Raw genomic sequence first — 22,745 nt, 5'->3', positions numbered from 1 at the left:
GATTGCCTCATGGATCCACCGCCATCGAGCGGAACTTGCGCTCATCCGCGAGGGTTGCGGCGTCGACGACCCCAAGCTGGCCGGCACTGACGCCCTGGGCCGCTTCCAGCCGCCAGATCTGGGTCAGGATGATGCCAAGTTCGGCGGTGACGCGGGTGTTGAGATCGACGGCGGCTTTTAAGCCATCCTGATCGTCGATGAGCCCAACCATGGTCTCGAGCCGTTCGAGGCTCTGTCCCGCTTCTTCGTGGCTTTCTTGCGCTGCGACGGAGAGCATGGCGCTGGCCCCAGCCGAGGCGGCGATGCGGTTGTCGGCAGGCTGATCGGAGTCCGAAAGCGTGCTGAGGCGTTCCGAGGTGAAGCCGCTGCCAGACAGCACGCGCTCGACCGAGGCTGAGAGTTCTGCGCCGGGATTGAAGCCGCTCAGGAAATCGCCGCTGGCCAAAGACTGCGCGGTGTTGAGCGGGGCCACCAGCTTGCCACGCAGCGCGCGGAACTCTTCGACCGTGGCAAAGAGTTCTCCGAGCCCGCTGCCTTCAATGAGCGAGGTCAGTTGCGCCTCGAGGTTCGTGAGCTGCGACAGCTGGGTTTCCAACTCCAGCCGCATGGTCGCAAGCTGCTGCATCTGGACGTTCAGGTCCTCAGCCATGTGTTCGAGCTGCGCCACGAGTTGACCAAGCTGCGAGCCATCAAAGGTTGGTACGCCCTGGGCCGTTGAGGGCGAGGCAAACCCGAGTGTGGTGACTGCGGCCACGGTCAGGAGAAGATGTCTCATTCGGGAACTCCCATCTGCATGAAATCGCGCTCGGCCAGCCGGTCGGCCACGAGGTGCTGCGCATAGGCCGCCTCGCGCTGCTGGTTTGCCGCCATCAGCCGGACGCGAAGGTTGAGGATGCGACCGATCTCGGCCTTGGCGTAGGTGTTGAGCTCCCAGGCCGCCTTGGCATTGGGTTGGGCGTCGATCTGCAGGATGATCGCGCGGAGACGATTGATGACCTGTTCGGTGGTCGCCGAACTGTCGGCGGCGTAATAGACGCCCGCCTCGGAGATGCTGGCATATTCGGCGAGCGCAAAATCCGAGGGCGAGAGCGTGCCGAGCGCGTCGGCACCGCCCACGACGGCGAGGTATTCGTTGTAGAACTTGGAGATGTTGCGCACATAGCCTTGGGTCTCGGCAAAGGGCGGCACACCACCGTATTCGATGACCCGGCCAGGGCCCGCGTTATAGGCTGCAAGCGCATGGGGGATATTGCCGAAGCGGTTGAGCTGGGTCGTGATATAGCGCGCGCCGCCGCGGAGGTTGTCTTTCACATCGTACCGGTCGACGCCGAGATCAGAGGCCGTGCCGGGCATGAGCTGGGTCAGACCATAGGCGCCGACGGGACTTTCGGCCGCGACGTTGAAGCGGCTCTCCTGCTTGATCAGGGCCTGGAAGAGGCAGCGCCACTGGGTGGCCGAGAGACCGGCGCGGGCCACACCGGGCGCGCCTGCGAATTCGCCCGCCACCTCGACGATCATCATCTCGACCGTCTCGCGACCCTCGCCGAAGAGACGGCTCACCATCGGGCTCGGATCGGTGTTGGGATAAACTGCCGCCACCCCGAAATCCGCATTGCCCTCGAGCGCGCGGGCCTCAAACCCGGGGCCGGTGATGGCCGCCGTCATCTCCTCGAGGACGCGTAACTGGTCGGCCTGGACATCGGCCAGCGTGGACTCGGTGCGGTCCTTGTCCTGCTGGACGCCCAGATCCTCGGCCAAGGCTGTGACCCGCGCGATTGCGCGCCCGATCGCGGAATTGTCCTGCGTCGGCACGCCTTGGGCATGCGCGGGCAGGGCGCCAAGGCCAAGGAAGAGCCCGGCGGATATGAGTGCCGCACGGCTCATTCCGGACGGGGCAGGGGCGCGAAGGTGCAGTCGGGTTTGGTCGCCGCCTGAACCGGACCGCCCAAGGTCGAGACCGAAAAGGCAGACCGCGTCACTTGCGGTTCGCCATTGCGTCCGAAGCATGGCGATGTCTGTTCGGTGTATTGTTCGCAAGCGGCCAGCAGGCTCGCGGCGGCGCAAAGCGCGAAGAGGGGTTTTGAACTCATAAAACATGTCTCCAGAAATCGGGATTGCCGCGCCAATCGGCGGGCACGCGGGCCTCGCCAGTGGCACCGCCGCCAAGGATGGGGAGGAGGTCGCCAAGCGCGGAGAGATCCGCGTCGACAAAGACGCTGTCGCCCGCTGAGCGGACGAGCGCGATGCGCTGGCCGATGGTGGGCTGCACGAGAAGTGCTGCTTCCTTGGCGTTCACGCGCAGGAAGTCGTAATCCGAGATCGTGGCGCGGTCGTTCGGGAAGAGGATCTGGGTGGGCACCGTCTCGACAATGGTCTTGCCAACGCGGGAATCCCGCAATTGGCTCGGGTACTGCGTCATCATGATCACGACGCAGTTCATCTTCCTGAGCGTCACCAGCCAGTTTTCCAGCCGCGCCCCGAAATACGGATCGTCCAGGAGCTTCCAGGCCTCGTCGAGCACGATGATGGTCGGGCGGCGGTCCTCGACCACGCGTTCGATCTGGCGGAAGATGTAGGAGAGCACCGCCATGCGCTCGGTCGTCATGTCGAGGATTTCGGTCATATCGAACCCGACGATATCGCCTGTAAGCTTGAGACCCGCGCCGCGCTCGGGTTCATCGAAAACCCAGCCGTAGCGCCCGCCAGGGGCCCATTCGGCGACGCGGGACTGCAGCTCGCCCTCGTCATCGAGCGACTGGAACAGGGTCTCGAAACTCTCGAAACGTTGCAGAGCTGCCCCCGCATCAGCATTCTGGCCGACCGCACTCTGGATATGGCGAGATTGCTCGCCCGAGAGCGTGCCATTACGCGTGAGAAGGGTCGCAAGCCAGTCGGAGAGCCATGCCCGGCCCCGCTCGTCTGTCTCGGTGGCGAGCGGGTTCAACCCCGTGGGAACGCCCGCGCGGATTTCGTTGTATCGGCCACCGAGGGCGCGCACGGCCATCTCGAGCCCTCGATCCTTGTCGAAGAAAAAGAGCCTTGCGCCAACCCGCTGCGCCTGCGCCGCAAGGAAGGCGGTGGTGAGCGTCTTGCCGGTACCGGTGCGGCCCAGCACGAGCGTATGGCCAACGGTCGGTTCCTTGCCCGGGCTGCCCGCCTCGTGGAAATTGAAGCGATAGCCCGACGTGCCGACCGTGGGTAGCACGGAGATGGTCTGACCCCAGGGCGACTGGTCCGGCCCACGCCCCTCGACGCTGCCATGGAGGGCGGCGAAATCCGCGAAGTTGATCGAGGAGATCGGCGTCTTGCGCGCGCGGTAGCCGAAATTGCCGGGGGATTGCGCGAAGTAGGTGGCTTTCAGCGCCATGTTTTCGCGGACGATCACCGACATGATCTCCTGACCCACGCGCTTGATCTGGGCGGCGGCGCGTTCCAGCGTGTCGCGGTCCGGCGCGTAGACCGCGATGGAGAGGTGATGGTCGCCAAAGGCGATGCGGCCCGCTTCCTGGTCGTCGGCTGCTTGCCCGAGTTGCTCGCGCAGGGAGACGGCCGCATCGTCGGAGGCATGCATCTGACGGATGATGCGCTGGATGCGTTCGGCCATGATGTTGTTCGGGATCGGGCTGAAGGAGTTTGTCAGAACGACGTCGAGGGGTAGGTCGATCGCGTCGAGCAGCGTGACATCCGTGAGGGCCGGATAGGTCTTCATCGAAAAGAGCGCGCCGTGTTTGACCTGACCGGTCACGGCGTCGGTCAAGGTGACAACGTCGCCATCAAAGGTCGCGCGGCAATTGCCCAGGGTGTGCGAGAGGGGCAGGGCGCTTTGCCCGAAGGCAATGGGGGAGAAGCTGCCCGCGTTCAGCGTATTGAGGTAGCCCAGCCATTCGCCGACCTTGCGGGTCAGCCGAACCGGATTGGCCGAGGCAAGTGCCACCTCGAAGAAGCCCATGACCTCGTTCAGCTCCTGCATCCGTGTCGCGCGGTCCTTGACCCAGGTCTTGCGGGCAAAGGCGCGCAGAAGCGGGATGCGCGCTGAGATATCGGGGCGCCGGATGACGCTGAGATAGAGCTGACGCTTGGCCGGGCGGAGGTCTTCGACATGGGCCTGCCAGCGGGCGTCGATCGCCGCGGCGAAGCTGTCTCCCTCGATGGGGCGCATTCCGAGATCCTGTGGCACGGAGATGCGGTGGATGTAGAAGCCGAAGGCGTTGCCGGTCTGGGCGGCGATGGCCGCGACCGCGCGTTTGAGCGCGTCGAGCCGGGCGTCTTCACTGGTCATCGGGTTGAGCCCGTCGAGGCGCAGGGTCGCCATCAGATCGCCCTCGCGTAGGACCATGACATCATCATCCGCGAGAGCAAAATAGGGCAGGTGCTCCGCGAGATAGCTCTCCCGCGCGAATTCCCCGCCGCCCGCTTGATGCAGGGCTGCTCCGTGAGTGGAAAGTGTGCCTGCATCAAGCGCCAAAGCTGTCGCCTCCATGCAGAGCTCGGTTCTTCGTCGGGCGCACTGAGCCGTAGGAGACGCGCAGCACCTCGAAGAAATGCGGTTCGCGGTCGGCGACGAACCAGAGGATCGGATAGGCAACAACGCCGATCAGGAAGAACACCATCGACTTCGTCCAGATGAACGGCAGAACGACCCCGGTCGCCAGCACCACGAGGTATCCGACAGGGAGACCCAGATACTTGGGCGGGCGGGCGAGGCCCAGAAAGAGGGGGGATCGTTCTGCCATCTCCAGGGACCGGTCTCAGGCGAAGCCCGCGACGATCGTACTTGCCGAGAAGATCAGCACGATCCCGATGATGACCGAGGCAAACCAGCCCCAGTTGAGCCGTCCCATCATGCACATGAAACCGGTGCCGATGACCGCGAGCGTGGCGACCGCGATCCCGATGGGACCGGTCAGCGCGGCCTCGACGGTTTCCAGCATGGTCTGGATCGGCGACAAGTCTTGCGCGAGGGTAGGGCTTGCAAAAGCCGTCAGGGTTGTGGCGATGGGCAAGAGGCGGCTGAGGCGATGTCGAAGCATGCGAAGTTCCCTTGTTCTACTGAAATTCGATGAGGACCGGCGCGCGGACTGGAACCCGGTCCGCGACGCGAGTGTCCGGCGTTGAAGCGGGTGCGCCTGCCAGCCGGGACCGGATCCGGTGGATGCGCGCGATGTAGTCGCGGGTCTCGGTGAAGGGGGGGATGCCGGAATACTCGACCACCCGGTGCGGCCCGGCATTGTAGGCTGCCAGCGCCAAGTCGATGTCCTTGAACGTGGCGAGCTGCGCGAGCAGGTAGCGCGCCGCTCCATCGAGGTTCTGGGAGGGATCGTGCGGATCGACGCCGAGCGCGCTGGCCGTGTCTGGCATCAGCTGGCCCAAACCATAGGCACCCTTGGGGCTGACGGCGGTCGGGTCATAGCTGCTTTCGGCCTCGACCAGGGCGCGGAAGAGGATCTGCCTGTCGTCCGCATCGAGGTCGACCTGCTGCAGGGCGCGGTTTCCCTGGTGGCGATCTGCTGTGGCGTGGACCAGGGAGAGGATGTCGTCGCGACCAGACCGCGGCGTGGCGTCCAACGAGGCCAGAACGACTTCGGCCTCAGCACTATCATCCAGACCCGCCCAGGCAGGCCGCTCGCCGTGGAAGGTCCAGCCTGAGGTCCGGGCCGTGCCGTCACTGCCGAAGGCGATGACGTCAGCCACGCTCCTCGAGGGTAATGCTATAGTCAGGACCAAAGCGCAGATCGCGCCCGTCACCGAACTCGAGATGATGTTTGAAGAGCCCTGGCCATATGTTGAAATACCGCGGCTCTGGCCCGTGCGGGGTGATCCGGGTCGAGACCAAAATGGCTTCCGGTTCACCTTCGCGCAGGTAGATGCACTGGTAGCGCGGCTTGCCATCGTCCGTGAACCCCACGAGTTCATACCGGCAGCGGAACGCGATGCCCTGTTCGGACAAGTCTTTAACACCATCGATGGTGATCAGGATCTGGTTGCGCGCTATCGGCATGTTTTGGACTCTCCCCACGAGAGCCCTTCTACTTCACGACACTAAGGCCATAAAGTCATATGGAGTCAATACGACATATTGCAGATAAAAACATATTGCGCGATAGTCTGCGCAACTTTTGCGGGAGAGCGACATGAAGCGACAGGCGATGGCAGCGGCGATGGGGGTGATGGTGGTGTTCGGAGCCCCTGAGAAGGCGCAGGCCTATGACATCGACTGCGCCATCATGCTCTGCATGGCGGGTGGTTTCCCCCCGAGCGCGGTCTGCGCGCGCGCCTATCGCACCATGATCCGCCGCATCACGCCCTGGCCGAGCCTGCCGCCCTTCGGGGTCTGCAACTTCACCCATGTGCCGGTCGAGCTGGGTGGGCCCGGGGGAGAGGGCGAGCTGGACACCAATCTGCCGGAATACGAATGGCTGAACCGGACTCATGTTATCTGGTTCACCGGGCGCTCCTATGAGCCGCGCGACGAGCCGCGTCAGTGGGATTGGTCGATCCGCTCTTGCGATCGCGAAAACCGGACCTGTCGCTATATCCAGCGGGTATACGGTTCCCTCACGCCCTGGCCCGCGACATTCGTCTCGGAAAGCGGCCAGGAGATCGCCTACCCGAGCAGCGGAGGCCTATGGCACTTCTATTCCCGCAGCATCATGGTCGAATTTGGCGACTACGAGGGCAACTTGGGACACTCGGAGTGGTTCTCTTACTGATCCAATTCGTCCGATGCCTTCAGGGAAACTGGGCGAAGCTCGGCCAGGCAAGCATCAAAGCGTTCAGGATCGACATACCAACGACGGCTCACCGAGCCATCATTCCAACGGTAATCGGTGAACAGGTGAAGTTCCTGCATCCCGTCGATGATAAACCCTTCCTGGAAAGGCCAGCCTATCTTTCTCTTCGCCATGTACCCGCGCCACTCGTACCGTTCTTGCTTTCGCTTCATTCCTGCAAATTTTCGTGGTCACACCCGGATGGAGCGGACTAGCGTTTTGCAAAAAGTTCTTCGGCGTCGACGTTGAGAGCCTTCGCGATGCGCTCCAGGAGATCGAGGGAGGCGGAAAATTTGGAGTTTTCGACCTTGCCCATATGGCCGCGGCTCACGTTGGCCCGATGGGCAAGTTCCTCCTGGCTGAGGCCGCGAGCGCGCCTCAGGTCTTGGATGTTTTGTGCTACGCGATCCCGCAAGTTCATGCCCGCGAAACGGGCACGATACACGAAATATCGCCACGCGATATATGTTACATTCGAGGGCGCAGAGAAGAAACTTTGGAACGGCTTTTGGTCGCCTAGATAAGATGCCTGCTGACACGCAGGTCACAGAAAGATCCGTCTCGCATACTTTGTGGGCCGTTCTAATGCATTTTTCGAAAAGGCTGCACCGGAAATTCCGGTGCAGCGAGTTGGTCGTCATAGGGAGGTGGCGAAGGAAGCACTTTTCTCCGACAAATAGGATCAGCGAAATCCGATTTCGTGGCTCTGTGGGGAAATTTCGAAGCCGTCAGATCCCGATGGCCTTGTAAGCCTCCGCGATCCGATTGATGGAAAGAGTGTAGGCTGCGCTTCGAAGATCCCTTGCTGGGTCGTCGGGATCGTTCCAGCGACGTGACAGTTCGGCATAAGTTGAGCGCATCATGTCATCGAGGCCCGAACGCACGAGATCGATTTCCCGTCGACCCTGGAAGAACGCAGCTTCGGCCTCCTTGGGGAAAGCCTGACCCGTCATCATTTCCAGAGACCGCGCCAAGGTACGGTGCCCTTTTTCGTCGTAGCGTCTCTCCATCAGGCCGAACGGAATGTGGGTGAGGTTTTTGACCCATTCAAAATAGCTCACCGCCACGCCGCCAGCATTAGCATAAATATCTGGGATGATGACCACCCCTCGTTCGCGTAGCTTCTGGTCCGCTTCATAGGTGGTGGGGCCGTTTGCCGCTTCAACGACCAGCCGCGCGTTGATCGCGCCCGCGTTGCCGCAGTGAATGACACGTTCCATCGCGGCGGGAATGAGGATGTCGCAGTTGTCTTCGAGAGCCCGCGCGCCCTCAGGGTCGTAGCTTCCGCCCTCGAAACCGTGTACTCCACCGGTCGCCGCGACATGCGTCTTTAGTGCCTCGATGTCCAATCCCGCAGTGTTGCGCACTACACCGTCACGCTCGATAACGGCCGTAATCAGACAGCCGTCCTCTTTGCTCAGAAACTTGGCCGCGTGATAGCCGACATTGCCGAGCCCCTGAATTACCACGGAGCGGCCGTGCAGATCGCCCCCGGAGAACCCGGCTTTGGACGCGTCGCTTGGTGTTTCAAAGAAGGCTTGAATGGCAAATTGCACGCCGCGCCCGGTTGCTTCGGTTCGACCTTCGATGCCATTGCCGCCGAGTGGCTTGCCGGTAACACAGGCCATGCCATTGATGTCATCCGGCTTCAGACGCCGGTATTCGTCGGCGATCCACATCATTGTTTGTTCGTTTGTACCCATGTCGGGAGCGGGCACGTTCATACCTGAACTTAGAAAACCATGCCTAATCAATTCTTGTGCGAAACGGCGTGTGATCTTTTCGAGTTCGTTTTCTTCCCACTTGCTTGGGTCGATCTTTAGCGCACCTTTCGATCCGCCAAAAGGCAATCCTAGCATCGCACATTTGTAAGTCATCAATGCTGCCAGAGCCTCGACTTCATCCTGGTCGGCTATTGAGGAGTATCTAATTCCTCCCTTGGCAGGATTCTGATGGGTTGAGTGGACCGCTCGCCAACCAGTGAAGGTATGGATTTTCCCCCTCAACCGCACGCCAAAGCGGGTTACATACGTTGCATTGCACACCCGAATTTTCTCAGCTAACCCTTCGGGCAAATCCAGTGAAGCAACTACATTGTCGAACTGAGACTCGACGTCTTTCAGAAAACTGCTCATGATTTCGGAGCCGTGAATTAGAGTTGCTAGGAAAACTAAGAAGAGCTTTGCCGATTGTGCATGCGCAAACGGTTGTCTTTGGTCTTTTGACCAAGCTCAATTGCCATCTGGGAAATATTGGTACCGGGGCCAAAGACCGCCGCCACACCGTTTTCCAGCAGGTAGTCATAGTCTTTTTCCGGGATTACACCGCCCGCGACGACCAGGATGTCATCGCGCCCCAGGTCTTCGAGAAGAGTTTTCAGTTCCGGGATTAGTGTTTTGTGACCGGCGGCCAACGACGAAACGCCAACCACGTCAACATTCAGCTGATCGGCCTGTATGGCCACTTCGGACGGCGTTGCAAACATATCGCTGAGTGCGACCTGCCAACCCAGATCCTGTAAGACCGAGCCGACGCTATGAGCACCGCGGTCGTGGCCATCTTGCCCAAGTTTTGCGATCAGAATTTTGGGTTTCGGGCCATTGCCTTCCAGATCGCTGACGGTGCTGCGGGCTTGATCATAATCCGCATGGTCTTTGGCTGGGTCATGATAGGCGCCCTTCACCAGCGTGACGCTGGCTTCGTGGCGGTTAAAGACGACGGACATGGCATCGGTAATTTCTCCAACCGAGGCCCGGGCGCGGGCGGCATCGACGCTGAGCGCCAGAAGGTTGCCGCCGGTTGTTGCACCCTCAGTCAGAGCCTTCAGCGCCGCTTGGCATGCGGTTTCATCCCGGGTTTTGCGCATTTTCTCTAAGCGCGTGACCTGCTGGCGGCGGACTTCATTGTTGTCGATGTCCAAAACTTCGATGGCGCTGTCGTCACTTTCCAAACGGTATTTATTAACCCCGACAACGACCTCTTCGTTACGGTCGATCCGGCCCTGGCGCGCTGTCGCGGCTTCTTCGATCCTGCGTTTGGGCAAACCGGCCTCAATCGCGCGGGTCATGCCGCCCAGCCCCTCGACCTCGTCCAGCAGCGTGCCGGCCCTTTCGATCAGATTGGCGGTCAGGCTTTCGATGAAATAGGATCCGGCCAATGGATCAGCCGTGCTGGTGATGCCGGTTTCTTCTTGCAGGATCAGCTGCGTGTTCCGGGCGATGCGGGCTGAGAAATCGGTGGGCAGCGCAATCGCCTCGTCCAGGGCATTGGTGTGCAGGGACTGCGTACCGCCAAGCGCCGCCGCCATCGCCTCGACTGTGGTGCGGATCACGTTGTTATAGGGGTCCTGTTCCGTCAGGCTAACGCCAGAGGTCTGGCAATGGGTGCGCAGCATTAGGGATTTCGGGTTTTTGGGCGCGAATTCATCCTGCATGCGGGTGGACCACAGGTAACGGGCCGCGCGCAGCTTGGCGATTTCCAGGAAGAAATCCATACCAATGGCAAAGAAGAAGCTGAGGCGTGGCGCAAAGTGATCTACATCCAGGCCCGCGCCCTTGGCGGCGCGAACATATTCCAAGCCATCGGCGATGGTATAGGCCAGTTCCTGTACCGTGGTCGCGCCGGCCTCTTGCATGTGATAGCCCGAGATCGAAATCGAGTTGAACCGCGGCATGTTTTCCGAGGTATAGGCGATAATATCGGAAATGATGCGCATGCTGGGGGCAGGCGGGTAAATGTAGGTGTTGCGCACCATGAATTCTTTCAGAATGTCGTTCTGAATGGTGCCTGACAGCTGATCAGGGCTCACCCCCTGTTCTTCGGCGGCGACGATGTAATTGGCTAGAATTGGTAGGACGGCGCCGTTCATCGTCATCGAAACCGACATTTTGTCCAGCGGGATATCGTTGAACAGGATTTTCATATCCTCAACGCTATCAATCGCCACGCCTGCCTTGCCCACGTCGCCCGCGACGCGCGGATGATCAGAGTCATAGCCCCTATGTGTGGCCAGATCGAAGGCGACGGATAGCCCCTTTTGCCCGGCCGCCAAGTTGCGTTTGTAAAAAGCGTTGGATTCTTCTGCCGTGGAAAAGCCGGCATATTGACGGATTGTCCAGGGCCGGCCGGCGTACATGGTGGCCTTTGGCCCGCGGACAAAGGGGAAGTGTCCGGGCACAGAATGCAGATGCAGCATATCGTCCAGATCATGGCTGGTATAAAGCGGTTTGATCCGAATGCCGTCCGGCGTGGTGCGGCCTAGATCACTTAGAGGTTTCCCGCGTGCTTCTGCTGTGGCTGTCTGCGTCCAGCTGTCGATATCTTCGCGTTTTGCCATTGGGTTTTCCTCCCCCGTTTTATCCTGGGTGGTCCTGATGTTCAGTATGTTCAGATCACGTTTTTCGCCGTCAGCGTGGCCAGTGCGTCCTGATCTAGGTCTAAAAGATCAGATAGGACTTCTTCGGTGTGCTGGCCCAGCAATGGTGGCGCCAGATCATAGCGCACCGGTGTTTCTGACAGCCGGATCGGGCTGGCCAGCAGGGGCACCCCGGCCTCACCGGTTTTGGGGTGTGGCAAATGGACCTTCAACTCGCGGGCGATGACCTGAGGGTTTTCAAACACCTCTTTCATGGTGTTGATCGGCCCACAGGACACCCCGCGCGATGACAAAAGGTCCAACCAATACGCTGATGGCTGCTGCCGAATGATTTCGGCAATGGCAGAAACGCAGTCCGCACGGTTGCGTACACGCTGCGCATTGGTGGCAAAACGCGGGTCCTGGTGCAGGGTGCAGCCCGCGGCCTCGCAGAAGCGGGCGAATTGTTCGTCATTGGCCACCGCCAGGATGAAATTGCCATCTTCAGTTTCAAAGGACTGGTAGGGCACGATGCTAAGGTGGGCATTGCCCATGCGTTGTGGGTTTTCGCCGGTGGTCAGATAATTCATGCCCTGGAAGGACGAAAAGGCCACCATGGAATCTAGCATGGAAATATCGATTTGTTGGCCCTGGCCGGTTGCCTCGCGGTGACGCAGCGCGGCGTTCACGGCCACCGCCGCATACATGCCGGTCATGATATCGGCAATCGACACACCGGCCTTTAGGGGTGGGCCATCCGGGTCGCCGTTCAGGCTCATGAAGCCGCTCATGCCCTGGATCATCACATCATAGCCAGGTTTCTTGGCGAAGGGGCCGGTTTGGCCGAAACCGGTGATGGAACAATAGACCAGACCGGGGAACCGCTCTTTCAGTTGATCGTAGGAAAACCCGTATTTCTCCAGACCGCCGGTTTTGAAGTTTTCCACCAGAATGTCGGATTTTTCCAAAAGGCCCAGAGCGATGTCCTGCCCCTCCTTGGTGGAAATATCCAGGGTCACAGACTTCTTGTTGCGGTTGGCAGCGCAGTAATAGGAGCTTTCGCTGGTGTCGCATCCCTCAGCATCTTTCACAAACGGCGGTGCAAACTTGCGGGTGTCGTCCCCAGACCCCGGTCGTTCAATTTTAATCACCTCAGCGCCAAGATCGGCTAGAATCTGCGTGCAGGTTGGACCAGCAAGCACGCGCGTTAGGTCAAACACGCGCAGTCCATGAAGCGCCCCGATCGATTGTGTCATACCTTCCAGCCTTTCCAAATGGCATAGCAGTCCCATTGGGGTGGCGGAACCATCCCATTCAAACTGCCAAAGTTTGCGGTTTATTGCGGCGTTAGCCGGTCATACGGCGCCCCTAGTGCATGGCGATCAGATCCGCCATTTCATGGGGCAAACGCGCGATGAAATCCCCGAACGTTCCACCCTGATGGATGACATGTTCACGCATAAGTACTTCGACTCCCAAGTCATCCCCGGCTTTGAGGGCGTCCAAGATCTTCTCATGTTCATCAAATGAACCTTCGATGCGGCGTCCGCTCCCTAGTTGCGCCCGGCGATAGGGAGCTAAACGGTTGCGCAATTGAATAGTTTGTTCTTTTACAAAATCGTTGCGGGCCGCTGTATATATCGCCTCGTGCCACCGCTCGTTGTAGCCGTAGTAAGAATCCAAATCCTGCTCTTCAACCGCTTCGCGGCTTTCATTATGAAGCGCTTGCAGTTCCTCTAGCTCCTTGGCCGATGCCCGTCGTGCCGCCAATCGCGCGCACAACCCTTCCAACTCGGCCATGAGTTCGAACATTTCCATCAGTGTTTTGATTGACAGCCTACTGACGAAGGCGCCTTTACGAGGCTTCAACTCGATAAGGCCCACCGAGCTGAGCTGGAGCAGAGCTTCGCGGATGGGGGTGCGAGATACATCGTACTTTTTGGCGAGCGAAACCTCATCCAGCCGCTCACCAGGCCTCAAATCGCCGGAAATAATGCGCTGCTGCAGGTCCTGCATGATTCGCTCACTTCTGTCCTTGGACATTGATTTCTCCGTTCAAACGCTTCGCGCGTACATACTACCGCGTCTGACAGCGTCAAAGTAGCGGTCATTTTGCATTTTGTAAATACCATATTGTATACACGAAGAGTTGACAAAAGAACAATCGGCAATGTATTGCACATTTCGGGAGTCCGATTTGTCGGATCTGCAATCTAGTATTGGCTCCGAACTTCCGGTGATTGGGTCGGGCGACGGATGCTGGCAGGAGAAGAAATTGAATATCTACTACGATCAAGACTGCGACCTGGCAGTCATCCAAAACAAGCGGATTGCAATTGTCGGCTATGGCAGTCAAGGCCACGCCCATGCGCAGAACCTTCGCGATTCTGGTGTTCAGGACGTTGTGGTGGCTCTTAAAGAGGGATCTGCGACGGCCAACAAAGTTAAAGTTGATGGTTTTCAGCAGATGAGTGTCTACAATGCTGCGGCTTGGGCGGACATCATCATGATTGTTGCCCCGGATGAATTTCATGCAGATATCTACAAGCATGAGATTGAGCCGAATTTGAAGCCTGGCAAGGCCCTAGCATTTGCGCACGGACTGAGCATTCATTTTGGTCTGATCACCCCGCGTGACGACGTGGATGTATTTATGGTCGCGCCAAAAGGCCCCGGGCATGTCGTGCGTTCGGAATTCGCCAAAGGACGGGGCGTTCCGTGTCTTTTTGCAGTCCATCAAGATGCTTCTGGCAAAGCTAGGGACATCGGGTTGGCTTATGCAGCTGGAATGGGTGCCGGTCGCTCCGGAATCATCGAAACTACTCTAAAAGACGAATGTGAAACAGATCTGTTTGGTGAGCAGGCGGTCCTGTGTGGCGGTTTGGGAGAGTTGATAATCTCCGGGTTTGAGACCCTGACCGAAGCAGGCTATGCACCAGAGCTGGCCTATTTCGAATGTTTGCATGAAATCAAGCTCATCGTGGATTTGATCTATGAAGGTGGAATCGCAAATAGCTACTTCTCTGTGTCGAACACCGCAGAATATGGCGGTTACCACTCCGGTAAAAAAGTGATTGCCGGGCCAAGCAAAGATGCAATGCGTGAAGTCTTGAGGGACATTCAAAACGGGACATTCGTCAAAGACTATCTCACGGACAACAATGCGGGCAAACCGAAACTCAACGCAGAGCGGCGTTTGATTAGTGAGCATCCTATCGAACATGTCGGGAAACGTCTTCGTGCCCTTATGCCGTGGATTGAGGAAGAACGGGTTATCTAATCCCGAAGGGCAACCAATTCTCGGACCTGTGGGGATGGGTCCGAGAATTGGAAAAAACGAACCTCTTTAACCGTGTCATCGAAATATTTCGAAACCTCAAGGGAGGAAATTCATGAAACTTACGACTCTAATTGCATCTGCCTTTACTCTGGGCATGGGAGCTTCGGCAGCGATCTCAGAGGAGTTGCGTCTGTCGCACCAATGGTCGACGAGCGATATTCGTCATCAGGTTGCACAGATTGTTGCTGATGAAGTGGCGGCAGCCAATGTTGATCTGGGGATCAAAATTTTCCCATCTAAATCGCTGTTCAAACCGCGCGAGCAATACCAGCCTATGAGCCGTGGTCAGTTGGATATGTCAATGTTCCCCCTGGCGTACGCGGGCGGAGTCCAGCCAGCCTACAATCTGACTCTCATGCCGGGCTTGATCAAAAACCACGATCATGCAGCACGCCTAAGCGCCTCTCCATTTATGGAGGCGTTGGAAGAAAAAATGGCCGAAGATGACGTCATGGTTCTGGTGCATGGCTACCTAGCTGGTGGATTTGCGGGGAAAGAGGGCTGCATAACTGGGCCTAGTGACGTGCGGGGTCTGCAGACGCGGGCGGCTGGCAAGTCCTTCGAACAGATGCTGGCTGGTGCAGGCGCATCGATCACGTCAATGGCGTCGTCGGAAATCTACTCGGCGATGCAAACCGGGGTTCTCGATGCAGCTAACACGTCCTCGGCGTCGTTTGTATCCTATCGGATCTATGAACAGGTTTCCTGCTATACCCCTGCCGGCGACGTGGCGCTCTGGTTCATGTATCAGCCGTTGTTGATGAACAAATCGACATTCGAAGGTCTCACGGCCGAGCAGCAAGCGGCACTTCTTGCCGGAGCTGAAAAAGCGCAGAATTACTATCTAGAAGAAGCCAAGAAGCAAGACGCAGACTCGGTAGAGGTTTTCCAACAGGCGGGCGTCGAAATTGCGGAGATGACAGAGGCCGATTTTGAGGCCTGGCGTGCGATTGCCAAGGAAACTTCTCTTGCCAGCTTTGTTACGGAAGTTCCTGACGGGCAGACGCTGTTGGATATGGCCCTAGCCGTAGAATGATGTCGTCGCTGAGCGATCGTAAACGATCGCTCAGCACCCCAATGGGAGGATCACAATGTCGCATTCGCACGCAACTTCTGAGGCGAAAATGGGTGAGAATATAATCCTGATAGCGATTATCACCATGTCTAAAGTGGCGGGATGGGTATCGGCAGGAATGATCGTTGCTGCGGTCATAACCACCTGTCATATGATTTTCATCCGTTTTGTTCTCAATCAATCGACCACCTGGCAGACCGAGGCCGTGGTCTATCTTGTCATCGGCGCAACTTTGGTCGGGTTGGCATTCGTGCAAAGTGTGCGGGGTCATGTAAACGTTGACTTGATACCTTTGGCGTTGGGGAAGCGACTTAGGAAGCTTTTGGCGGTGTTTACACTTGCCGCTTCCATGATCGTCGTCGCCGCTATGTGCTGGTATAGTTATGAGCACTGGCATTTGGCGTTTGAGAGAGGCTGGCGTTCAGACACAGTGTGGGGTGTTCAGCTTTGGATCCCTTATCTTGCTCTGCCAGTGGGGTTTGGCCTCCTTTCTTTGCAACTATTGGCAGACCTAATTGGTTTGCTCCTCGGAATTGACAAGCTATTTGGATTAGAGGAGTAGCCAATGGACCCCCTCATTCTCAGCGCTATTGTTGCGGGCGCAACAATAGTCGTTCTATTTTCAGGGGTTTCGGTGGCCATCGGCTTGCTGACAGTATCCGCTGGCTTCCTTATTGTTTTTGATGGCGTCCGCTCGTTAGAATTGTTGCCTGAACTCTTCTTCGGAAAGCTCGACAACTTCGCATTACTATCCATTCCGATGTTCATCATCATGGGGGCTTCCATTGCCTCTACAAGAGCTGGCGCAGACCTCTATGAGGCTCTCGAACGCTGGTTGACGCGTGTTCCAGGTGGTCTTCTGGTTTCCAACCTCGGCGCCTGTGCGCTCTTTGCCGCAATGTCCGGCTCAAGCCCGGCGACATGCGCAGCGATTGGGAAAATGGGAATTCCCGAGATGCGTAAGCGCGGTTACCCTGACGGTGTTGCAGCGGGTTCGATAGCAGCCGGTGGGACGCTCGGAATTCTGATTCCACCGTCCGTTACCATGATTGTTTACGGAATTGCCACCGAGACCTCGATCGGGCGACTCTTTCTGGCGGGCGTTCTCCCAGGGCTGATGTTGGTCGGTCTTTTTATGGTCTGGTCGCTATATTCGACTTGGAGGTCTGGGGACAAGCAATTGCTTGGTGGTGGAAGCTACACTTGGCGGGAGAAGTTTGAAATCCTGCCCCGGGTTGTACCGTTCTTGGCAATCATCGTCGGCGTGTTGTTTGCCATGTATGGAGGTGTTGCGACACCATCAGAAACCGCAGCAGTTGGCGCATTGCTCTGCCTGATCCTGGCGATTGTAATCTACAAGCTTTGGAATCCAAATGATATCTGGGCGGTACTGCGGGACAGCACACGTGAAAGCGTCATGATCCTGTTCATCATCGGGGCAGCAGGTATCTTCGCATACATGCTTTCGAGCCTCTTTATCACCCAAGCCATTGCCGAGTGGATCGGCACTCTGGATGTAAACCGCTGGGTTCTTATGTTTGCAGTGAACATCTTCCTGCTAATTGCTGGGTTCTTTCTACCCCCCGTTGCCGTCATCCTCATGGCTGCACCGATCCTACTGCCGGTTATCACGACGGCCGGTTTCGATCCTATCTGGTTTGCGGTTGTTCTGACGATCAACATGGAAATCGGCCTGATTTCTCCTCCGGTCGGTTTGAACCTCTATGTGATCAACGGGATTGCGCCGGAAATCCCCCTGAAAACGATCCTCAAAGGATCTCTGCCATTTGTAGCTTGCATGGTCGTCGCGATTGTTCTGCTGTGCCTGTTTCCACAGATTGCAACTTGGTTGCCAAATACCGTGATGGGAAAACCTATCTAGCTATTGGCGATCTGACCTCGTGCTAATTGAGCTTCCCGGAGCTTAGGTTTTGAAGCCGCAATGAACGCCGCCAGAATAAGATCGAGACAAAATGAGATACGGCAAGAATCCTATGAAAAATGAGCTCTTTTACAATTTGGTTGGTCGCCATTCGTCCAGGGACGAAACCTTTTTAAGGGAAGCTGATGGCACCGTCTGGAGTTATAAGAGGTTCATCCAACTAACAAATCAAACGGCAAACGCGCTTCAGTCTATGGGCATAAAACCTGGGCAAAGGGTTGCGGTGCAAGTGGATAAGTCGCCCGCCGCTTTGGCAATCTACACAGCATGCATACAATCGGGCCTCGTGTTTCTTCCATTAAATACGGCCTACACTGCAAGCGAAGTCGAATTCTTCCTAGAGGATTCGGGCGCTCGATTATTTATTTGTCGCCCCGACTTGCGGGATCAGTTTCGTAGGAATTTGGGTGGAACGGGCGTGTGCGTGGAAACGCTTTCTGCCGACGGGACGGGTTTGTTCGCAGACAGGGTAGCAAACCAAAGTCTAGTTGGACCGGTTTGCGCTCGAAACAAGCGAGACTTGGCTGTCATACTATACACCTCAGGAACAACCGGGCGCTCAAAAGGCGCCATGCTCACGCACGAGAATTTGCTTACCAATGCCTCTACCTTGGCGAAGCTATGGAAGATTACGGATCAAGATACGCTGCTGCATGCTCTGCCCATTTTTCACATTCATGGTTTGTTTGTCGCGGTCAATACGGTTTTGGTTGCCGGTGCATCCATGGAGTATCTACCTAAGTTCAATTTGGATGATGTGTTTGCTGCACTGCCAAAATCTACGCTCTTTATGGGAGTTCCTACTTTTTACACCCGACTGCTGCAGGACGAGAGGCTAAGCGCCGAATCCACTGACCACATGCGGCTGTTCGTGTCAGGGAGTGCACCGTTGCTAGCTGATACATTTGACCGGTTTCAGCAACGAACAGGTCACATCATTCTAGAACGTTACGGCATGACCGAAACGAATATGATCGCGTCAAATCCCTATGACGGCGAACGACGCAAAGGAACTGTGGGGCTGCCGTTGCCAGGTGTGGAAGTGCAAATAGTTCGTGATGAGGACGGGCAAGTCTGTGCAGCAAACGAAGTTGGACAAATCCATGTGCGAGGACCTAATGTATGCGCAGGTTACTGGAAACTTGAAGAAAAAACCAAAGCAGAATTCACGAGCAATGGATACTTCCGAACAGGCGATCTTGGCTGCTTGGATGCCGATGGGTACTTGAAGTTAACTGGACGTGCGAAGGATCTGATTATCTCTGGCGGATATAACATATATCCGAAGGAGATTGAGGCAGTTCTCGACGGATGCCGCGGTGTCAAGGAAAGTGCTGTCATCGGTATTCCTGACCCGGACTTTGGCGAGCGGGTTCTGGCAGTAATCGTCGAAGATGAAACCGAAACTTTTGATGAAGAATCCACCCGCGCGGTGATATCGAGCGGTTTGGCTAAGTTCAAACATCCAAAACTCTACAAAACGGTCTCAGAACTCCCCCGCAATTCGATGGGCAAAGTTCAAAAGAAAGACTTGCGCACCCAGTTTGCGCAATCCGATGCACGCCTCAACTAGATGCGCAGTGTTGTTCTACGATTAACAACGAAACCAAAGGACAATAGTAATGGCTGAGAGTTTTAAGAAGCTCGCTCTGGAATATCACTCGAACTTTCCATGTGGGAAACTTCAAGTCTTGCCATCTAAACCAATGGCGACGCAAAGCGATCTTGCATTGGCCTACAGTCCAGGCGTGGCAATTCCTTGTAAGGAAATCGCAGATAGTCCGAGCCTAGCGAGCAAGTACACGATGCGGGGAAATTTGGTTGGCGTGATTTCAAACGGAACTGCTGTTCTAGGACTTGGAAACATTGGTGCGCTGGCCTCGAAGCCAGTCATGGAAGGTAAAGCGGCGCTCTTTAAAAAATTTGCAGGAATTGACGTATTTGATATCGAAGTTGATGAGACAGACACCGAGGCATTCTGTGAAACCGTGGCGCGGTTGGAGCCCACATTTGGCGGTATTAATCTTGAGGATATTAAAGCGCCTGAATGCTTTGAAATCGAAGCCAATCTCCGTTCGCGGATGACAATTCCGGTGTTTCATGATGATCAACATGGAACAGCGATCGTATCTGCTGCGGCTGTCATCAACTCCTTAGAGTTGGTAGGGAAATCAATCGAGGATATCAAAATTGTTGCCAATGGCGCTGGAGCGGCAGCCTTGGCTTGCTTGGATCTTCTTGTGAGCTTTGGAGCGAAGCTGGACAATATTACAGTGTGCGACCGACAGGGCGTTGTCCATTCGGACCGCACAGATGATATGGACTGCTACAAAGCACGTTACGCCAGAAAAACCAACAAAAGGTCTCTTACCGAAGCTCTAAATGGCGCCGACGTGTTCTTAGGGTTGTCTGCCGGAAAAGTCGTCAGTGCACCTATGGTTGCGGCCATGGCGTCCAACCCTCTGATCTTGGCTATGGCTAACCCAGAGCCAGAAATCCGACCAGAACTTGTTAAGTCAGTACGAGATGATGCGATCATTGCAACTGGCAGATCTGACTACCCTAACCAAGTCAACAATGTGCTTTGCTTTCCGTTCATTTTTAGAGGCGCGCTTGACGTGGGCGCAACTGAGATTAATGAACAAATGAAGCAAGCTTGTGCGCGCGCCATCGCGGAAATAGCCAAAGTGGAAGCCTCTGACGTCGTTCTCTCTGCTTACGGTTCAGAAGCGCTTCGCTTTGGACCTGAGTACATTATCCCGAAGCCCTTCGATCCTAGACTTATTCTGGAAATTGCACCTGCAGTAGCGCAGGCTGCCATGGACACAGGTGTCGCAGAGCGCCCGATCAAAGATATGGAGCAGTATCGGCAAGACCTGACGCGGTTTGTTTACCAATCTGGCATGCTCATGAAGCCGGTCATGGAGAAGGCGGCGGCGGACCCCAAGACTCTGGTATTCGCAGAAGGCGAATCGTCAAGGGTACTGCAGGCCGCTCACCAAGCTATCGCAAATGGAATTGCCACCCCGATATTGATCGGGTCGAAGTCCAATATTCACGAGAAGACTATTGAATTGGGATTGGCGTTGGATGTGGAGAATGACATTCAGGTAGTAGACCCCGAAACTGTATCATTGGAGCCATATGCTGCCACGCTTCACTCACTTGTTGGTCGTAACGGCATCGCACCGAAAGAGGCTGCCCGAGGAGTCAGAAACGACCCAAGTGTGCTAGCATTTTGTATGTTGGCGCGAGGTGAAGTAGATGCAGCTATTTGCGGTACCAATGGGCGATTTGGACATCATCTAACTCGACTTGATGGTATTGTCGGGCAAAAATCTGGCGCGGTAAATTACTCGACTTTAAATGCATTGGTGCTCCCTTCAGGGACCGTTTTCTTGGCGGATACGTATGTAAACTCAAACCCTACGGCCGAAGACATCGCCGAAATCACAATTCAGGCTGCCGCGACTCTCAAAAGTCTCGGAGTTACGCCTAAAGCTGCGCTCCTTTCGAATTCAAATTTTGGAGATAGACCGAACAAGTCTTCAAAAAAGATGAAGAAAGCCGCTTCGATACTTCAGCAGAGAAAGGTCGACTTTGAGTTTGACGGCGAAATGAACGCGGATGCGGCACTGAGTGTTGCGCTCCGTCAAAACGTTATGCCGAACAGCAATCTGAAAGGAGCTGCAAATCTGCTGATAATGCCAAATGCGGACGCAGCTCACATCTCGTTGAACTTGATAAAATCTCTAGCGGGAGGTGTGTCTGTGGGGCCAATCATGATGGGTGCAGCTCAACCTGCCCACATTGTATCTCAGTCAATTACTGTGCGCGGTTTGCTGAATATGGCAGCGATTGCGGTCGTCGATGCTCAAACTAACATTTAGTATCCACGCTTTGGAGCAAACCCTCCGACTTCGAGTCGGACCCGCTTTAGCGCGGAAGAATCGGTTTATGCTCTTACCCTCCCGAAAATGAGCCGCAGCCGGATCGAAGGCTCATTTTCGGGAGGGTAAGAGCATGCAATATGACACTGGCAAGCACTGCGTTTTCTATCATCGCTACCATCTCGTCTGGTCGACGAAGTATCGTTACAATGTTCTGACCGGGGCGTTGCGCTTGAGAGTGCGCGACATCTGCCGTCAGGTGTGTCGCGAGAACGAGGTCGATATCTTGCGCGGGGTACTATCGAGCGATCATGTTCATATGTTCGTGTCGGTGCCGCCTAAGCTCGCGATTTCGGATCTGGTGCGCAAGATGAAGGGCCGTTCGTCCTACCGGGTGCAACGGGAGTTCCCGCATATCCGCAAGCGCTACTGGGGATGCCGGTTCTGGGGCAGGGGGTATTTTTCAACCACCAACGGCGCCATTACCGAAGACATCGTACTTCAGTATCTGGAGCAGCACATCGCCGATCCTACCGGCGCCAGCCGGTAGTCGTTCAGTATCCACGCTTTTGAAGCAAACCCTCCGACTTCCAGTCGGACCTGCTTCAGCGTGAAGAACAGGTAATATGACACTGACAAGCACTGTGTTTTCTGTAGCCGCTACCATATCGTCTGGTCGACGAAGTACCGCTACAAGGTGCTGACAGGGGCGCTGCGCCTGCGGGTCCGGGACATTTGTCGGCAGGTCTGCCGCGAGAACGAGGTCGACATCTTGCGTGGGGTGCTGTCGAGCGATCACGTGCACATTTTCGTCTCGGTGCCGCCGAAGCTTGCGGTCTCCGATCTGGTGTGCAAGATGAAGGGCCGTTCGTCCTTCAAGGTGCAACGCGAGTTTCCCGCGATCCGCAGGCGCTATTGGGGCTGCCGGATTTGGGGCAGGGGGTATTTTCAACCATTAACGGCGCCGCCTCGCATGGAAAAAACCCTGGCTCTAGGCGATTGCTTCACCACTGATCCCTCTCCTTTCTATGCGCCTTGCATCGACAAACTTAACCCATATAGATAGCGCCACTCCCAGGAAACAATAGGCTGCACCACCCAATAGCACGAGTTCGCCTGAAATTGGACCAATGGAGGCGCGTGCAACAAACTCAGAAATGTCGTTTGCCGGTGTAGGATGTATGATGAGTTTTCCAGCATATGCTAATAGCTGGATCACCATTATCCACAAGTAGTTGCGCCGAACGCGGCGCCCAAGTGAGCTACTCCCCAGTGTTTGGACAGTGTTCAGCGTAAATTAAGCTACTCTTTGCTCCTGCTGACCTGATTGGGTTTCGTCTTTTCTTAGCCAGTAGACCACGGCTGGGGGTTTGC

Annotated in this window: 23 protein-coding genes and 1 pseudogene; 9 read left to right on the top strand and 15 right to left on the bottom strand. The window is 56.4% G+C overall.

Going from position 1 to position 22,745, the window contains the following annotated elements; all coding sequences use genetic code 11:
• Positions 1-7: 7 nt before the first annotated feature.
• Genes PGB28_RS19355 through PGB28_RS19320 form a run of 8 tightly spaced genes read right to left on the bottom strand, consistent with a single transcriptional unit; the run spans position 8 to position 5,998 of the window.
• Positions 8-775, bottom strand: coding sequence for a type IV secretion system protein (locus tag PGB28_RS19355; RefSeq protein WP_271423180.1), 768 nt, complete (start codon positions 773-775; stop codon positions 8-10).
• Positions 772-1,884, bottom strand: a complete 1,113-nt coding sequence (locus PGB28_RS19350; RefSeq protein WP_271423179.1) for a lytic transglycosylase domain-containing protein — start codon at positions 1,882-1,884, stop codon at positions 772-774. Before PGB28_RS19350 ends, PGB28_RS19355 begins: the two co-directional genes overlap by 4 nt.
• The gene (locus PGB28_RS19345) at positions 1,881-2,090 is read right to left on the bottom strand and encodes a hypothetical protein (RefSeq protein ID WP_271423178.1); all 210 of its coding nucleotides are present in this window, start codon (positions 2,088-2,090) and stop codon (positions 1,881-1,883) included. The genes PGB28_RS19350 and PGB28_RS19345 overlap by 4 nt, the downstream gene beginning before the upstream one ends.
• Positions 2,087-4,480, bottom strand: coding sequence for a VirB4 family type IV secretion/conjugal transfer ATPase (locus PGB28_RS19340; protein ID WP_271423177.1), 2,394 nt, complete (start codon positions 4,478-4,480; stop codon positions 2,087-2,089). Before PGB28_RS19340 ends, PGB28_RS19345 begins: the two co-directional genes overlap by 4 nt.
• Positions 4,455-4,733, bottom strand: a complete 279-nt coding sequence (locus tag PGB28_RS19335) for a type IV secretion system protein VirB3 (RefSeq protein ID WP_271423176.1) — start codon at positions 4,731-4,733, stop codon at positions 4,455-4,457. The genes PGB28_RS19340 and PGB28_RS19335 overlap by 26 nt, the downstream gene beginning before the upstream one ends.
• Positions 4,734-4,748: 15 nt before the next feature.
• Positions 4,749-5,030, bottom strand: coding sequence for a TrbC/VirB2 family protein (locus tag PGB28_RS19330; protein WP_271423175.1), 282 nt, complete (start codon positions 5,028-5,030; stop codon positions 4,749-4,751).
• Between the two features lie 16 nt (positions 5,031-5,046).
• Complete coding sequence (locus PGB28_RS19325) at positions 5,047-5,691, bottom strand: lytic transglycosylase domain-containing protein (protein ID WP_456300301.1); 645 nt, start codon at positions 5,689-5,691, stop codon at positions 5,047-5,049.
• Positions 5,684-5,998, bottom strand: coding sequence for a hypothetical protein (locus PGB28_RS19320; RefSeq protein WP_007120603.1), 315 nt, complete (start codon positions 5,996-5,998; stop codon positions 5,684-5,686). The genes PGB28_RS19325 and PGB28_RS19320 overlap by 8 nt, the downstream gene beginning before the upstream one ends.
• Positions 5,999-6,131: 133 nt before the next feature.
• On the opposite strand from PGB28_RS19320, the gene PGB28_RS19315 reads away from it, so the two are divergent.
• Entirely contained in the window at positions 6,132-6,710 is a 579-nt protein-coding gene (locus PGB28_RS19315) for a hypothetical protein (protein ID WP_271423174.1), read from the top strand.
• Here PGB28_RS19315 and PGB28_RS19310 read toward each other — a convergent pair.
• From PGB28_RS19310 to PGB28_RS19285, 6 genes are all read right to left on the bottom strand, one after another.
• Entirely contained in the window at positions 6,704-6,904 is a 201-nt protein-coding gene (locus tag PGB28_RS19310; protein ID WP_271423173.1) for a hypothetical protein, read from the bottom strand. The two genes, PGB28_RS19315 and PGB28_RS19310, sit on opposite strands and share 7 nt — an antisense overlap.
• A gap of 77 nt (positions 6,905-6,981) precedes the next feature.
• Positions 6,982-7,215: a helix-turn-helix domain-containing protein gene (locus PGB28_RS19305; protein ID WP_271423172.1), complete on the bottom strand. Its 234-nt coding sequence runs from the start codon at positions 7,213-7,215 to the stop codon at positions 6,982-6,984.
• 283 nt (positions 7,216-7,498) lie between these two features.
• A complete protein-coding gene (locus PGB28_RS19300; protein ID WP_271423171.1) occupies positions 7,499-8,905 on the bottom strand; it encodes a Glu/Leu/Phe/Val family dehydrogenase in 1,407 nt (468 codons plus the stop codon).
• A 35-nt stretch (positions 8,906-8,940) separates the two neighbouring features.
• Positions 8,941-11,106, bottom strand: coding sequence for a methylmalonyl-CoA mutase (gene scpA, locus PGB28_RS19295; RefSeq protein WP_271423170.1), 2,166 nt, complete (start codon positions 11,104-11,106; stop codon positions 8,941-8,943).
• A gap of 50 nt (positions 11,107-11,156) precedes the next feature.
• The gene (locus PGB28_RS19290) at positions 11,157-12,380 is read right to left on the bottom strand and encodes a CaiB/BaiF CoA transferase family protein (protein WP_271423169.1); all 1,224 of its coding nucleotides are present in this window, start codon (positions 12,378-12,380) and stop codon (positions 11,157-11,159) included.
• A 112-nt stretch (positions 12,381-12,492) separates the two neighbouring features.
• The gene (locus tag PGB28_RS19285) at positions 12,493-13,167 is read right to left on the bottom strand and encodes a GntR family transcriptional regulator (protein ID WP_271423168.1); all 675 of its coding nucleotides are present in this window, start codon (positions 13,165-13,167) and stop codon (positions 12,493-12,495) included.
• Between the two features lie 232 nt (positions 13,168-13,399).
• Here PGB28_RS19285 and ilvC point away from each other — a divergent pair, with 232 nt between their 5' ends.
• The 8 genes and pseudogenes from ilvC to tnpA (PGB28_RS19245) form a co-directional block, all read left to right on the top strand.
• Positions 13,400-14,404 carry a ketol-acid reductoisomerase gene (gene ilvC / locus PGB28_RS19280; protein WP_271423220.1) on the top strand — a complete coding sequence of 335 codons (1,005 nt, stop codon included), beginning with the start codon at positions 13,400-13,402 and terminating at the stop codon, positions 14,402-14,404.
• Between the two features lie 112 nt (positions 14,405-14,516).
• Positions 14,517-15,500 carry a TRAP transporter substrate-binding protein DctP gene (gene dctP / locus PGB28_RS19275; protein WP_271423167.1) on the top strand — a complete coding sequence of 328 codons (984 nt, stop codon included), beginning with the start codon at positions 14,517-14,519 and terminating at the stop codon, positions 15,498-15,500.
• 55 nt (positions 15,501-15,555) lie between these two features.
• Positions 15,556-16,101 carry a TRAP transporter small permease gene (locus tag PGB28_RS19270; protein ID WP_271423166.1) on the top strand — a complete coding sequence of 182 codons (546 nt, stop codon included), beginning with the start codon at positions 15,556-15,558 and terminating at the stop codon, positions 16,099-16,101.
• 3 nt (positions 16,102-16,104) lie between these two features.
• On the top strand, positions 16,105-17,421 hold the full coding sequence (locus tag PGB28_RS19265) for a TRAP transporter large permease (RefSeq protein ID WP_271423165.1): 1,317 nt from the start codon (positions 16,105-16,107) through the stop codon (positions 17,419-17,421).
• A 112-nt stretch (positions 17,422-17,533) separates the two neighbouring features.
• Positions 17,534-19,054: an AMP-binding protein gene (locus PGB28_RS19260; protein ID WP_271423164.1), complete on the top strand. Its 1,521-nt coding sequence runs from the start codon at positions 17,534-17,536 to the stop codon at positions 19,052-19,054.
• A gap of 49 nt (positions 19,055-19,103) precedes the next feature.
• Complete coding sequence (locus tag PGB28_RS19255) at positions 19,104-21,371, top strand: NADP-dependent malic enzyme (RefSeq protein WP_271423163.1); 2,268 nt, start codon at positions 19,104-19,106, stop codon at positions 21,369-21,371.
• Positions 21,372-21,504: 133 nt separating this feature from the next.
• Positions 21,505-21,921 carry an IS200/IS605 family transposase gene (gene tnpA, locus PGB28_RS19250; RefSeq protein WP_271423162.1) on the top strand — a complete coding sequence of 139 codons (417 nt, stop codon included), beginning with the start codon at positions 21,505-21,507 and terminating at the stop codon, positions 21,919-21,921.
• Between the two features lie 75 nt (positions 21,922-21,996).
• A pseudogene (gene tnpA, locus PGB28_RS19245) lies at positions 21,997-22,437 on the top strand (IS200/IS605 family transposase); the annotation flags it as partial.
• On the opposite strand, the gene PGB28_RS21340 reads toward tnpA (PGB28_RS19245), so the two are convergent.
• The gene (locus PGB28_RS21340; RefSeq protein WP_408636286.1) at positions 22,363-22,644 is read right to left on the bottom strand and encodes a DUF2270 domain-containing protein; all 282 of its coding nucleotides are present in this window, start codon (positions 22,642-22,644) and stop codon (positions 22,363-22,365) included. The pseudogene tnpA (PGB28_RS19245) and the gene PGB28_RS21340 sit on opposite strands and share 75 nt — an antisense overlap.
• Positions 22,645-22,745 lie beyond the last annotated feature (101 nt).

Origin of the sequence: Primorskyibacter aestuariivivens (assembly GCF_028023675.1) — a bacterium.
GTDB lineage: Bacteria > Pseudomonadota > Alphaproteobacteria > Rhodobacterales > Rhodobacteraceae > Marinovum > Marinovum aestuariivivens.
This window is presented reverse-complemented; position numbering and strand designations above follow the sequence as displayed.

Excerpts from the sequence above, each read along its gene's own strand:
- PGB28_RS19345 (WP_271423178.1), bottom strand. The coding sequence starts at position 2,090 with ATGAGTTCAAAACCCCTCTTCGCGCTTTGCGCCGCCGCGAGCCTGCTG.
- PGB28_RS19285 (WP_271423168.1), bottom strand. The coding sequence starts at position 13,167 with ATGTCCAAGGACAGAAGTGAGCGAATCATGCAGGACCTGCAGCAGCGC.
- PGB28_RS19320 (WP_007120603.1), bottom strand. The coding sequence starts at position 5,998 with ATGCCGATAGCGCGCAACCAGATCCTGATCACCATCGATGGTGTTAAA.
- PGB28_RS19340 (WP_271423177.1), bottom strand. The coding sequence starts at position 4,480 with ATGGAGGCGACAGCTTTGGCGCTTGATGCAGGCACACTTTCCACTCAC.
- tnpA (WP_271423162.1), top strand. The coding sequence starts at position 21,505 with ATGCAATATGACACTGGCAAGCACTGCGTTTTCTATCATCGCTACCAT.
- scpA (WP_271423170.1), bottom strand. The coding sequence starts at position 11,106 with ATGGCAAAACGCGAAGATATCGACAGCTGGACGCAGACAGCCACAGCA.
- PGB28_RS19260 (WP_271423164.1), top strand. The coding sequence starts at position 17,534 with ATGAAAAATGAGCTCTTTTACAATTTGGTTGGTCGCCATTCGTCCAGG.
- PGB28_RS19270 (WP_271423166.1), top strand. The coding sequence starts at position 15,556 with ATGTCGCATTCGCACGCAACTTCTGAGGCGAAAATGGGTGAGAATATA.
- PGB28_RS19350 (WP_271423179.1), bottom strand. The coding sequence starts at position 1,884 with ATGAGCCGTGCGGCACTCATATCCGCCGGGCTCTTCCTTGGCCTTGGC.
- PGB28_RS19315 (WP_271423174.1), top strand. The coding sequence starts at position 6,132 with ATGAAGCGACAGGCGATGGCAGCGGCGATGGGGGTGATGGTGGTGTTC.
- PGB28_RS19330 (WP_271423175.1), bottom strand. The coding sequence starts at position 5,030 with ATGCTTCGACATCGCCTCAGCCGCCTCTTGCCCATCGCCACAACCCTG.
- PGB28_RS19290 (WP_271423169.1), bottom strand. The coding sequence starts at position 12,380 with ATGACACAATCGATCGGGGCGCTTCATGGACTGCGCGTGTTTGACCTA.
- PGB28_RS19265 (WP_271423165.1), top strand. The coding sequence starts at position 16,105 with ATGGACCCCCTCATTCTCAGCGCTATTGTTGCGGGCGCAACAATAGTC.
- PGB28_RS19355 (WP_271423180.1), bottom strand. The coding sequence starts at position 775 with ATGAGACATCTTCTCCTGACCGTGGCCGCAGTCACCACACTCGGGTTT.
- dctP (WP_271423167.1), top strand. The coding sequence starts at position 14,517 with ATGAAACTTACGACTCTAATTGCATCTGCCTTTACTCTGGGCATGGGA.
- PGB28_RS19300 (WP_271423171.1), bottom strand. The coding sequence starts at position 8,905 with ATGAGCAGTTTTCTGAAAGACGTCGAGTCTCAGTTCGACAATGTAGTT.
- PGB28_RS19310 (WP_271423173.1), bottom strand. The coding sequence starts at position 6,904 with ATGGCGAAGAGAAAGATAGGCTGGCCTTTCCAGGAAGGGTTTATCATC.
- PGB28_RS19255 (WP_271423163.1), top strand. The coding sequence starts at position 19,104 with ATGGCTGAGAGTTTTAAGAAGCTCGCTCTGGAATATCACTCGAACTTT.
- PGB28_RS19335 (WP_271423176.1), bottom strand. The coding sequence starts at position 4,733 with ATGGCAGAACGATCCCCCCTCTTTCTGGGCCTCGCCCGCCCGCCCAAG.